Source organism: Lysinibacillus sp. UBA5990 (assembly GCF_002429815.1).
Taxonomy (GTDB): Bacteria; Bacillota; Bacilli; order Bacillales_A; family Planococcaceae; genus Lysinibacillus; species Lysinibacillus fusiformis.
The window spans coordinates 105,786-118,050 of sequence record NZ_DJAY01000001.1 but is presented as its reverse complement, the minus strand read 5'-3'; the positions used below and the strand labels follow the sequence as shown (position 1 = coordinate 118,050).

The 12,265-nt window shown below is 35.3% G+C and carries 9 protein-coding genes and 1 pseudogene; 4 read left to right on the top strand and 6 right to left on the bottom strand.

Translation table 11 applies throughout. The annotated features are described in order from the left end of the window. Positions 1-51 precede the first annotated feature (51 nt). On the bottom strand, positions 52-1,620 hold the full coding sequence (locus B3D94_RS00510; protein WP_069480223.1) for a glycoside hydrolase family 10 protein: 1,569 nt from the start codon (positions 1,618-1,620) through the stop codon (positions 52-54). Positions 1,621-2,191: 571 nt separating this feature from the next. On the opposite strand from B3D94_RS00510, the gene B3D94_RS00505 reads away from it, so the two are divergent. Further along, the gene (locus tag B3D94_RS00505; RefSeq protein WP_069480222.1) at positions 2,192-3,445 is read left to right on the top strand and encodes an MFS transporter; all 1,254 of its coding nucleotides are present in this window, start codon (positions 2,192-2,194) and stop codon (positions 3,443-3,445) included. 183 nt (positions 3,446-3,628) lie between these two features. Here B3D94_RS00505 and mprF read toward each other — a convergent pair whose 3' ends face one another. The 3 genes from mprF to B3D94_RS00490 form a co-directional block, all read right to left on the bottom strand. Continuing rightward, positions 3,629-6,154: a bifunctional lysylphosphatidylglycerol flippase/synthetase MprF gene (gene mprF / locus B3D94_RS00500; RefSeq protein ID WP_069480221.1), complete on the bottom strand. Its 2,526-nt coding sequence runs from the start codon at positions 6,152-6,154 to the stop codon at positions 3,629-3,631. 319 nt (positions 6,155-6,473) lie between these two features. Next, a complete protein-coding gene (locus B3D94_RS00495) occupies positions 6,474-7,181 on the bottom strand; it encodes a response regulator (protein WP_069480220.1) in 708 nt (235 codons plus the stop codon). Continuing rightward, positions 7,182-8,783 (bottom strand): ATP-binding protein, encoded by a 1,602-nt coding sequence (locus B3D94_RS00490; protein WP_291753414.1) that lies wholly within the window; start codon positions 8,781-8,783, stop codon positions 7,182-7,184. It abuts the gene before it with no gap. Between the two features lie 402 nt (positions 8,784-9,185). On the opposite strand from B3D94_RS00490, the gene B3D94_RS00485 reads away from it, so the two are divergent. Beyond that, positions 9,186-10,448 carry a dicarboxylate/amino acid:cation symporter gene (locus B3D94_RS00485; RefSeq protein ID WP_036123616.1) on the top strand — a complete coding sequence of 421 codons (1,263 nt, stop codon included), beginning with the start codon at positions 9,186-9,188 and terminating at the stop codon, positions 10,446-10,448. Positions 10,449-10,583: 135 nt separating this feature from the next. Then, a complete protein-coding gene (locus B3D94_RS00480) occupies positions 10,584-10,787 on the top strand; it encodes a hypothetical protein (RefSeq protein ID WP_012293071.1) in 204 nt (67 codons plus the stop codon). Between the two features lie 89 nt (positions 10,788-10,876). Here B3D94_RS00480 and B3D94_RS00475 read toward each other — a convergent pair. Both B3D94_RS00475 and B3D94_RS00470 read right to left on the bottom strand, forming a co-directional pair. After that, a pseudogene (locus tag B3D94_RS00475) lies at positions 10,877-11,184 on the bottom strand (transposase); the annotation flags it as partial. Then, positions 11,183-11,419, bottom strand: a complete 237-nt coding sequence (locus B3D94_RS00470) for a helix-turn-helix domain-containing protein (RefSeq protein ID WP_291753407.1) — start codon at positions 11,417-11,419, stop codon at positions 11,183-11,185. The pseudogene B3D94_RS00475 and the gene B3D94_RS00470, both read right to left, overlap by 2 nt. 568 nt (positions 11,420-11,987) lie before the next feature. On the opposite strand from B3D94_RS00470, the gene B3D94_RS00465 reads away from it, so the two are divergent. Then, a complete protein-coding gene (locus tag B3D94_RS00465; RefSeq protein ID WP_291753405.1) occupies positions 11,988-12,194 on the top strand; it encodes a hypothetical protein in 207 nt (68 codons plus the stop codon). Positions 12,195-12,265 lie beyond the last annotated feature (71 nt).

Genomic DNA, 12,265 nt, shown 5'->3' with positions numbered 1-12,265 from the left:
TTAAAAACAGCTACTCATGCGGTTCAATCGCTTGAGTAGCTGTTTTGTTATTTATTGATCTTCTTTCACTACAAAAGCTTCCTTGCTTTCCACACCTGTAGCAGATACAGCCGTAATGCCGTATGTATAGTTTTGCTTAGCAAGAGCTGACTTGTCCACAAATTGAGTGATGCCATCCTTATTATAAACAACATCAACTATATGTTGAGGGTCATGGTAAGAACCTTCTTTGTTCCCTTTAAAACGATAAATAACATACTTACGTGGCTGAGTTTCATTATCGTCAATAATTTCAATCTTACGACCTGCCGCTTCCTTTGTCACTTCTACATAAGTCGGCTTATTCGGTACTGTGTCACCATTCCAAGTTGTTTCTGGTGTCAATGCCGTATAATTATATAGTTGTTGACTAACAATTGATGCATAGCCTAATTTATTATTTTGAAAACTTCTTAACGAGAAGTGCATTTGCCCATCGGCTGCTACCTTTTCTGAACGGTTTTCTAGTATCTGACTTGGCAATTCCATTTTATTTTTCCATGCAGCATCACTGTCATTGCCAACTTTGTAATCAGCCAGTCCAATGTATAGATGAACAGGGTGCGTTTTTGCATATGTTTGTACTTCGTGGCTCCACCAATTTAGCAATGTCCCATATTTCGCAACAGATAATGTTCTGGACCAATAAATTTGTGGGGTAATGTAATCAATCGTGCCATTTTGAATCCATGTTCTGACGTCTGCATATAAATCATCGTAATTATTGACACCAGCACGTGTGTCACTCCCTGTGTTATCCAATGATTTATTACGCCATACTCCAAATGGTGAAATACCAAATTGTACATATGGCTTTGTTTCTTTAATGGCTGTATAAAGATTTTCTACAAGCTTGTTCACATTATCTCTTCGCCAATCCTCTACTTTTTTAAAGGAAGCACCATATTTTTTGTAAGCTGCTTGATCCGGGAAAACTTCATTAGCAATTTTATATGGATAAAAATAATCATCCATATGAACGGCATCAACATCATAATTGGCTACTAGCTCACTTACTATTTGAACTAAATAGTCTTGGACCTCCGGTAAGCCAGGATTTAAATAATATTGTTTGCCATATTTAACAACCCAGTTTGGATGTGTTATAGCTACGTTATCGGCAGCAAGATCAGTTAGCTTTTGCCCAGTCATTGTTACACGATAAGGATTCATCCAAGCATGCAATTCCATCCCTCGTTTATGTGATTCCTCTATTATTATCTCAAGAGGATCGTAACCGGGATTTGTACCTTGCTTTTTCCCTGTTATGTAGGACGACCATGGGGATAGCTCAGACGCATACATGGCATCATTTGTTGGTCTTACTTGATAAATAACAGTATTGAATTTATTGGCTTTTAATTGATCCAATGTTTGGCGTGCCCAAGCCGTGTACTGCTCTTTATTCATACCTGCTTTCATATCAAGATTGAGAACCGTTGAAATCCAGACAGCCCGCATTTCTCTTTTCGGCTGTGTCGTGCTTGCCTTCACTGTATTAGCAGGGATTGTCGATAGGCCTAACACCAAAATCATAGCGACTAAAGCAATAAGTTTCCATTTACTATTTTTCTTTCTCATATTTCCTCCATTTGCTATTTTTCTATTTTAGTATATGATAAGTTCTCTCTATATGCACGTCCCCGAAGCAACTTCTTCACTAAATAGTTCTAGTAGTCATGTAATCTTAATTACTCCCACTGATTTACAGGAAGCATGAAACAAAATAATTCTTTTCCATGATACTCGTTTAATAAACGAACTAGATAATCCTAAAATATGTATAATTTTAATCCCCTCAAAAAACATAGAGGGCCTATATACATTATTATTCCAATTCTATTAGTTTGTTGTTACATTTTCCTTATTTTTAAATTCAACCTAATTTTTGTTTGATTCTTTCTTTACCCAGTCATGAACTGTATGCTACAATCAACACAGCTTATAATGAACGGAGGGTATTCCAAATGACAGCTTCGATTAGACTACGATTTCACATTACTAATTAAATATGTGTACACTTTGCCTGCTGTGCAAGGAAAATGGAATTAGGTCTAGTCTGTTTTAGGAATACTAGAAAAGAGGGGACTTCTACTCCCTTCTTTTTTTGTTGTCTTTTTACTTTCCACACAGGCACTACTGTTAGAAAGGGATGACGAATTTGGAACATTGGAAACGTAATACAATACTTTTTTTAAGTAGTCAAACGATCTCGCTTTTTGGCTCTGCTCTTGTGCAATATGCCATTACATGGTATATCACGCTTACAACGCAATCAGGTAGCATGATGACCATTTCGATTATTTGTGGCTTTTTACCAACCTTCTTCTTAGCACCTATTGCTGGTGTCTGGGCAGATCGCTATAACCGAAAATGGCTTATTATCTTGGCAGATGGCATGATCGCCTTATCCACGCTCATTTTAGCTATTTTATTTTTAATCGGCTATGATGAGCTCTGGCTACTATTTGTCATATCAGCGGTACGCGCAGTTGGTGCAGGTATTCAAACACCTGCTGTTGGCGCTATTTTACCGCAGTTTGTGCCTGAGGAGCATTTAATGAAAGTTAATGGTGCAAATAGTAGTATTCAAGCTTTTATCATGATTCTTGCACCTATGGCAAGTGGAGCATTATTAACGATGGCTTCAATCGAGTCTATTTTCTTTATTGATGTTACGACGGCTGCTATTGCCATCGCTATCTTCTTAATATTTCTTCACATTCCTGCACATGCGAAAGCTAATCAGCCACAAACAACAAGCTATTTTAGTGATATGAAACAAGGCTTTATCTACATTAAAGAGCATGCTTTCTTAAAACATTTGTTCTTGTTCTTTGCCTTTTTCATGCTTCTCGCTGCACCTGCTGCATTTTTAACACCTTTACAGGTTACTCGTAGCTTTGGTAATGATGTCTGGCGTTTGACTGCCATTGAGATGGCCTTTGCCATTGGGATGTTAATTGGTGGTATTGCAATCGCAACATGGGGTGGCTTTAAAAATAAAGTGCATACGATGACATTATCTGCTTTATTATTTGGTCTTTGTACAATGGCTCTAGGAGTCATACCTGTTTTTTGGCTGTATCTCATGATCATGACCGTTACTGGAATAGCTATGCCAATCTTTAACACACCCGCAACGGTGTTATTACAAGAAAAAGTGGATAGTGATTATATGGGAAGAGTATTTGGCATTCTTAGTATGATATCTACCTCTATGATGCCTTTAGGTATGCTAATTTTCGGTCCAATTGCAGATATTATTGCTATCGAGTGGCTACTTATCGGTACAGGAATCCTCTTATTTATCCAAGGATTTTTCCTTTTGGGCAGTAAAGTCTTATTAAAAGCTGGCAAACCTACTGCTGAGCCTATGGATGTTGAAACGCTAGAAAAAAAGTGAAGACTTCGTATAAGAGATGATTGCTGTTGATAAAAAATAATTAAAACTTAGCTTTTATTTTTTAGACGCTAAAAAGCCCTGCTTTATGCAGGGCTTTTTCGTCTCTATCCATTTCTAGAGAATAATTCTTTTGTGCTTTACTTGCTTCAATACCGCGCTAAAAAATTATAAAGTTTACATGACTTACTTTTTCCTCTTTTGCCCGATTAATAACGTGATTTGTGCCATCGTGAATGGTAATGAAGATTTTTTACGATAGGCTACATATTTGGGTACCCAAATATCTGCATATTTTAACTTGAAGTTTTTTAACCCTTTAAAATGATAAAAATGCTGTCCGTGTAGAAAGATTTGTGCGGCTATTTTTTCACTTAAAAAGGAATATCTAGACTGTCCGACATTGGATAAAGGCGACATCCCCATATTAAAGACACGATAGCCTTCTGATTTTGCCCATTCAAATAGTGATAGGAAAATGAAATCCATTGTTCCAGATGGTGATCCTGGCTTAAAACGCATCAGATCTACTGAAATTCTTTCTCCTTGATCATACATAGGCATAATACTAGCAAAGCCGAACGTTCCTTGCGTGCCACGTAAAACAGCAATATTGGAAGTGCTTAAATAGTGTTCATCAAAAAAACCAAGTGAAAAACCTTTTTCTGCCCTTCCCTGCAACCATTTTGTTGAGACCTCTTTCAATTCCTTCATGACTTCCTTAGAATAAGGAGGACTCATTATTTCCACTTTATAATTTTCTCGTTCAAACTTATTCCTTATCGCTCGACTGCCCTTCATTTCTTTACCCGTGAATGTAAATTTCTCTAAATCTACAAAGGCTTCCTCGCCAAGCTTAAAGAAACTATATCCATACTCGTGTAATGCAGAAAAAATTTTATTGTTAATTTCATAAAAGACAGGAGTGTAGCCATGTCGATCAGCCAGTTCCAAAAATTCCTGGATAGCAGATAAAAAATCAGATTCATTACCAACTGGATCTCCAAGAACGATAATCTTATCTGCATAAATTTGATAAGAGAATAAAACAGTTCCTTTTTCATTCCAATGTACAAATTTATCATGCAAAAAAATCAAATGTGAATACTCCGTTCCTTCATAGGACTTCAAATGATCTTTAATAGCTTCCTCCTGCTCTTTAGATAAAAGCTTTACCATTTTCTTAGGTGTACGTATAAAATAGCCTATATAAAAAATAACGATGGCGATCAGAATACCGATAATCGCACTATTAAAGAGGTCCTGATAATCAGTTATCATATAGTCTTGTAGAGCACTAGGAAAATGAATTTTAGCAGAGGGTAAATTGACATAGCCAATTACCACATACATAGCTGTAATAATTGTTACTACAGCAAGATCAATTATGATAATCCCCCACGTCAAAACATAACTTTCTCGATAAAACTGCTTTTTGGACACCATTAATAACACTGCGACAATGACTAAAAAAATGGCTTCCTCATAATCAAAACCTTTAAAAATTGAAAATAGCGCTGAACTACTTAGCACAACAATAGCTAGCTGGTATGCCCTTTTTACTTTGTATTTGATTCCCCTACATAATCCTAACAGTATAAAGCCCGCTGCCACGGTCAATTGATGGGATACATTCATAATGGGTGAGGATAAAAATTCCTGAGCAATTTTTAGACGACTTAGCACCCCTGGCAAAGCTGCAGATAGTAATAAAATAATGCCAGCTATAAACACCAATATGGTTAATAGCGTATGGCTTAGTTTCTGAAAAATAATAGTAGGTAGGTCATCCCAAGATTCATTCCAACGCATCCAATATTCTTTAATAAATAAGAGTGCGGAAACCAAAAATGGTAGAACAAAGTAGCCTACACGGTACAAAATTAATAGAAACAGCACTTTTTCATCAGCAATTCCTATACTTTGTGTTCCCCATAAAAAAACGAGATCAAAGGAGCCAACACCGCCAGGTATCATACTGACTATTCCTGCACTAGAAGCAATTAAAAATATGGGTATTAAAGCTGATAATTCAATTGGAATCTTCAAAATAAGTGTTAAAGCCCAGATCACGAAAAATACAGCTAGCCACTCTGCTACTGAAGTAATCATCAATTGAAGTGATATTTTTGGTTTTAAAGAACTTTCCTTTTTATAGCGAATTAGATACGTCGCCCAAAAAGCTAGTACATATAGGCTGACAATAATAACAGCTATCGATAACCATCGTTCTTCTTTGAGCAACGGAAAATCCCAAAAGAATATATACATAACCCACGTTAACAAAGAAATTCCTGTTAAATAAAACAGTGTTACCGAAGCAATACTTTTTATCATGCCTTCCTTATCTTCTTTATATTTAGAATAAAAGTAATCACGTAAGAATATACCTACTAACCCGCCAAAGCCAATAAGATTTGAAAAGGTATTTACAATAAATGAATGATTGAGCAAATTGCGTTTATTGATATTGATACCTAATATATTTACTAAAATAACATCGTAAAATATCATTGGAGTAATCGCGACAAAGGTGATTAGAAAAATCAATAAAAGCTCCCATAGCTGGAGCTCATTCACTTCTTTTTGTAGTAAATGAACATCTATCCCACTCACTGTTTGTTGAATTTCATAAATAGCTATCGACAAAAGTATTACTGGAAATAAAATTTTCAAAAATTTCAACAGTGCCTCTTTTCGAACGTTAAACATATGCCTAACCTACTTCCCATAAGCTAACTTAAAAATTTTTTATTATCTAAATCATTTTAACTTTTTAAGGTAACGGACCATTTCCATATTGTAACGTATTTCTTTGCTATATGTATTGTCAAAGTAAGGTACTACTATTCATACTAATAAATAAACTAATGCACAACGTTACGCTCCTAATTTGCCAACATCAAAAAGGCCATTTTCATCCCTCTATATAGTAGAGAAATAAAAATGACTATATGGGCTCTAATTTTTTCAGAGTCACATACATGTTAAGAGAATTACTTTTCCACCTATAAATCTAGATAACTAATGATTAAATATAATAACGATGAATAGGACGTCCTACACTTCCATATTGGATATCTACTTTTAATAGATTTTGCTTTTCTAAAAAATCAAGATAGCGTCTAGCTGTAACACGTGCTGTACCTATATAAGTAGATACCTCCTCGGCAGACACTGCCCCTTCACTTGATTGTATATAGGCAAGTACCTTATCTAAGGTAGCTCGATTAAACCCTTTTGGTAGCTCCGCTATAATCATTGCTTCTGTTCCTGTAGTTGTAACGACGACTTGCTCTGGAAGACGTTGCTGCATGAGATGATCTACATCATGTTGGGTTAAATCCTGCATACCGCTTATTTTTTTCCTGTAGCTTTGATAATTTTTTAAAGTTTGCTCAATCCGTTCAAATGTAAAAGGCTTCATAATATAATCATATACACCTAAGTGTAAAATACGTTGCACAGTGGGCATATCGTTCGCGGCAGTTACAGCGATAACATCGACAGGAAGATGTTCCTCTCTGATTTTCCCTAACGTAATAATGCCATCTTGCTCTGGCATAAAAATGTCCATAAAGACAAGCTCAGGGGTTAATTGCTTAATTTTTTGAATTCCCTCAATACCATTGCTAGCATAGCCGACTAATGAAAAACCTTCGATTTGCTCAATAAATTGCCTGTTCACTTCACGTACCATTGGATCATCTTCAATTAATAAGACATTTATTACATCCATCTATACTTCTCCTAACTCAAATAAAATTAAGAAACTTGTTCCTTTCATAAATTCACTCACTACTTCAATATCTCCATTGCCTTTTCTTACAATTTCATAGACTAAATGCAAGCCAATGCCCCGATTTTCATTGGCCTTTGACGAAAATCCATTTTCAAACATACGATCCTGTACCTCTTTGGACATGCCAATTCCATTATCGGAAACTGCTATCGCTAAGACGCCATCATGCTCATCTACAGAAATGGCTACATACTTATCTTCCTTCGAAAGGACATTTAATGCCTCAAAAGCATTTTCGATTAAATTGCCGAGTAACACAACAAAATCATGGTGATCTAATAGAGGAGGAAAGCGTTTAAAATGACTTTTTCGATCAATCTCAACCTCGATACCAAGCTCTTTTCCATAGCTTACTTTACTTAATAATAAACCTGAAATATTTTCATTATGAAAGCGTTCGTTTAAAAATTTCGTCAAGGATGCTTCATTTTCAGTAGTGACTGTAACATATTCAAGTGCTTGCTTTGTATGTCCCAATTGCAATAGTCCAGCAATTGTATGAATCTTATTTTTATGCTCATGGGTTTGCACACGTAATGCTTGAACAAAGGCTTTTACACCTGTTACTTCCTCCGCAAGCTTTTTCACGGTTGTTAAATCCTTAAACATAGCAACTGCACCTACTAACTCGCCATTCACAATTATGGGTACACGATTACTTAAGATACTATGATGATTAATGTACAGCTCTTGATTATAAACAGGGGTTGCTGTTTCAACAATTTCAGGCAGACGGGTATCGGGCAAAACATCATAGATTTTTTGTCCAATACAGTCCTCTATTTTCCTAGTAACGCCTAGAAAAACAGCCGCTTTCTCATTAAAAATCGTTATATTCATTTCCTTATCAACGGCTATAATTCCTTCATGCATGGCATTAAAGGTTTCTGTTCTTTCCACATACATCTTTGCAATTTCATGTGGTTCAAGCCCAAACATTTGTTTTTTTATATGCCGTCCTAGTGTATATGCACCAAGAATACTGAAAATCAGCGAGATAACAATGGTTATCATTATTTCTCGCTCATAGCTTTGTAGCATTTCTAGCAAAGTTGGTAATGAATAGCCAACTACTACAATACCCACTTGTTGCCTTTTGTCATTTATAATGGGCACAAAAGCGCGTATCATAACACCTGATTCTCCACGAGCCTTCGATACGTAATAATGCTCACTAAATGCTGCATTTAAATCCTGAGACTCACTGCGCTCTCCTAATTCCTTACTTACTGGATGGGATAGTTTAATACGTTCCATATTCATCACAACAATATACTCTGCCTTATTAATCACCCTAATGCCATCTACAATTTTATTAATATTTTTTGAGGATTCTTTTATATTGTTATTGTTCAAATGTACACTTAACTCTGGTACATTCGATACAGTTCGTGCAACAAGCATTGCCCGCTGACCGTAATCTTTTTCTTGTTCAGATAATAAGTTACCGAGTACAAAAATACCACCTAGTAAAAAAGAGAGTGCAATGATTAAAAATGTCACTAACAGTATTTTGCCGTTCACAGGCATTTTCATCATTCAATAGTTCCTTCCTTTCCAATTCGCATTCTCATTAGTAGTGGCATACATTTTTACGATATGGTTTTAAGATTATCTGCAAAAAATTCTTTTGACAACACCTTTAGCCTATATAAATAGCAGAAAATACTGAATTTAATGAACAATATTATAAATTGATTAAATAAAATGAACTTTTTTATAAATCTATGTTTTTGTATTATAACAATAATATATTAACTATAGCGTACCATAACAGAGATAGTTATTGATATTACTATATTTATATGGGAATGTAAGGAAATGTACTTAATGAACGTTATGTTTCTTATTTTCTAAATCTCTTTTTTTTAGAAGTATTCGCTATGATGATTCTAGTGAAAGCGATATCAAAGAGAAAATTTAGAAAAGAGGTAGCATAGAATGAAATTACTGAAAAATTTGACTGTTCAGGTTATAGTGGCTATCATCCTTGGTATTATTGTCGGAGCCATTTTCCCTGAGTTCGGTGCTAGTTTAAAAATCCTAGCAGACCTATTCATTAAATTAATTAAAATGTTAATTGCCCCAATTATCTTCCTTACAGTCGTTATTGGAATTGGCAGTATGGGAGACATGAAAAAGGTTGGGAAAATCGGAGGTAAAGCATTACTTTACTTCGAAATCGTTTCTACAATTGCCTTAGCAATCGGCATTGCTGTTGCTTTAATTGTAAGTCCTGGTACAGGTTTAGATACATCAGGTGCATCTGATGCTGATATTTCCAAATATACAACTGCTGCAGCTGAATCTGAGCAGGGCTTGGGTGCATTTATCTCTAGTATTATTCCCGAAAATGTAGTTGGCGCATTGGCGACTGGTCAACTATTACCCGTTCTATTTTCTGCTATTTTATTTGGCTTAGCAGCTGCCTCAATCGGTGCACCTGCAAAACCAGTCATCACATTCTTTGAGCAAGTAGCAGAAATATTCTTCAAAATTGTCAGTATGGTTATGAAAATATCACCAATCGGAGCTTTTGGTGCAATGGCCTATACAATTGGGAATTTTGGATTAAAATCTTTAGGTAATCTAGGTCTATTAATGGCTGCTGTATATATTACAATGTTTTTATTTGTTGTCTTTATTTTAGGTGGCATTGCAAAGTTCTTTGGATTTAATATCTTTAAATTTATTGCTTACATTAAAGATGAGATTTTCTTAGTAATTGGGACTTCCTCTTCTGAATCAGCTCTACCATCTATGATGCGAAAACTTGAGAATTATGGTTGCTCGAAGCAGGTTGTAGGTTTAGTCGTTCCTACTGGGTACTCCTTCAATCTAGATGGGACTTCCATTTATCTATCAATGGCTGCCTTATTTATTGCACAAGCATACGGAATGGACCTAACTTGGATTCAAATCATTACACTACTCGGAATTTTAATGATTACTTCTAAAGGTGCAGCAGGTGTAACAGGGTCAGGATTTATTACATTAGCAGCAACTTTAGCCGCCTTCCCAATGATACCAGTGGAGGGAATAGCACTATTAATTGGTGTCGATCGTTTTATGTCTGAGGCTCGTGCTGTTACCAATTTAATTGGTAATGGTGTAGCATGTGTTGTAGTATCAAAATCCGAAAAAGAATTTGATGTAACAATGGAAGAACGTGCTCTTCAAGGGAAGGCCACTATAGTATCCTAAGAAAAAGGGTAGTGATGACAGCCATGGCTGTTTCACTGCCTTTATTATGTTTTTTATCCATGGGTAGACTATGAAAAACAATTATGTTTAAACTCTAGTAAAATGGTGAAAGTGTATAGTAAGAGGTGATCATAAATGACTAATAAAAAACAATCCAAAACGCGCTATACAAACAATCCCGATGTGTTGGATACAGGGAAGGAAAGTATTTTTGATAAACATGAGGATATGAAAACCGTTGATCCTATACCTGTCGAAGAACTAAATGAAAAAGTCAAAGATGAACAGCATAAAACGAAAACAAAGGACTCCTCTGCAACCGATAAGCGCTATCCGTAAAGAGAAATTTTGCCTAGAGGATGTGCCACGGATGATAAATATTCCCTCATCTGCCTGTTGATCTGCCAAAAAAAGTTAGACATATTTAGTTAAGCAACTGCTAAGACCTGAGTTCGGTACTCCACCGGGCTTAGGTCTTTTAATTTTTCTTTCATTCGTTTGTGATTGTAGTAGTGAATATAATCTTTGAGTTCCTGTTCAAAATGTGCCATGGATCAGATTCTTGTAGATACAGGAGTTCAGATTTTAATAAGCCAAAGAAATTTTCGATGACTACGTTGTCCAAATAATTACCCTTAAGGGACATACTCTGCGTAATACCATGTTACTTTAATGTTTGTTGATACTTTTTCATTTGATAATGCCAACCTTGATCTGAATGAAGAATAACTTGATCACTTATATTTTATATAGGGCTTTAAGAAAGTCTCTACACCATTTTTTTGATAACGGCGAACCCATTCACTGACAACCTGATCTGTCACACCGATATCTTCCGCAATTTCAAACATGGTTTCATATCCATTTAAATATCGTTTAACTGCTTGAATACGTTGTTCAACACTTACTTTTCCCCCAAAAAAACCCCCGTAAAAGTTAGATTGATGTCTAACTTTTACGGGGCAGTTCAAAATCAGGCTGTTTTTATAAACATTTTATTTTACTCGATTTAATTTTGGTACACAATCTACTTAGATTTAAAAACTTCCTTTGATATTAAATATATTATAAACAGTAATAAAGTTACTATGCCAATTTCATATACTATTCTCACAATATCAAGCTCATGAATTAGATAATACTCATCAACTTGGAGTTCCTTAGATTGTAATTGCCATAAAGGAACATACCTTTTATCATAAAATTCAAGTTGAGGGCCCCACTTTAATGATACAGGTATGAACAATATGCCAATGCAGAAAATTATTACGAAATAGACAGAGAGTAGAATTTTTTTCATCAACACCAAACCCTCCCTAATAAATGTATTATTTACACATATTACTACAAAAGTATAAATATATGTATTATAATGTGAGTGAAATACAAAAAGGATGGCTCCTTATTTTTAACGTCAATTTTTTGTTTTTCAATCGTCCCAACATCTTTTGCGAGTACCTCTTCATCCGATTGTAAGTTAGATGGTATGAAGATTGAAAGTGAAGATACTATGACTTCTAAAGACCCTCTAGCCTAGAGATGCAAACGCAATTACAATCCCCTGAAGGTGCATCTGTAACTATTACAGATAAGTCAGAATTGGAAAAAATAGCAGTAGAACAAGGTTTAGAAGAAGTTCCTGTTAGAATTGAATATGGATATATACCTTCAGAAACAGATTTTAGTAAATCAGACCAAGTAGTTACTCCGTATGCGAAGGGCGACATATGCTATGTGAATGACTAGGGTCTGGCTGGTATAACGAAAATTACATATAAAACCTTCATGATAGATGGTCCGGATACCTTTAAAATATC

Bases quoted from the DNA above. Each gene is read 5' to 3' on its own strand.
- B3D94_RS00510 (WP_069480223.1), bottom strand. From the start codon at position 1,620: ATGAGAAAGAAAAATAGTAAATGGAAACTTATTGCTTTAGTCGCTATG.
- B3D94_RS00505 (WP_069480222.1), top strand. From the start codon at position 2,192: ATGACGAATTTGGAACATTGGAAACGTAATACAATACTTTTTTTAAGT.
- mprF (WP_069480221.1), bottom strand. From the start codon at position 6,154: ATGTTTAACGTTCGAAAAGAGGCACTGTTGAAATTTTTGAAAATTTTA.
- B3D94_RS00495 (WP_069480220.1), bottom strand. From the start codon at position 7,181: ATGGATGTAATAAATGTCTTATTAATTGAAGATGATCCAATGGTACGT.
- B3D94_RS00490 (WP_291753414.1), bottom strand. From the start codon at position 8,783: ATGATGAAAATGCCTGTGAACGGCAAAATACTGTTAGTGACATTTTTA.
- B3D94_RS00485 (WP_036123616.1), top strand. From the start codon at position 9,186: ATGAAATTACTGAAAAATTTGACTGTTCAGGTTATAGTGGCTATCATC.
- B3D94_RS00480 (WP_012293071.1), top strand. From the start codon at position 10,584: ATGACTAATAAAAAACAATCCAAAACGCGCTATACAAACAATCCCGAT.
- B3D94_RS00465 (WP_291753405.1), top strand. From the start codon at position 11,988: ATGCAAACGCAATTACAATCCCCTGAAGGTGCATCTGTAACTATTACA.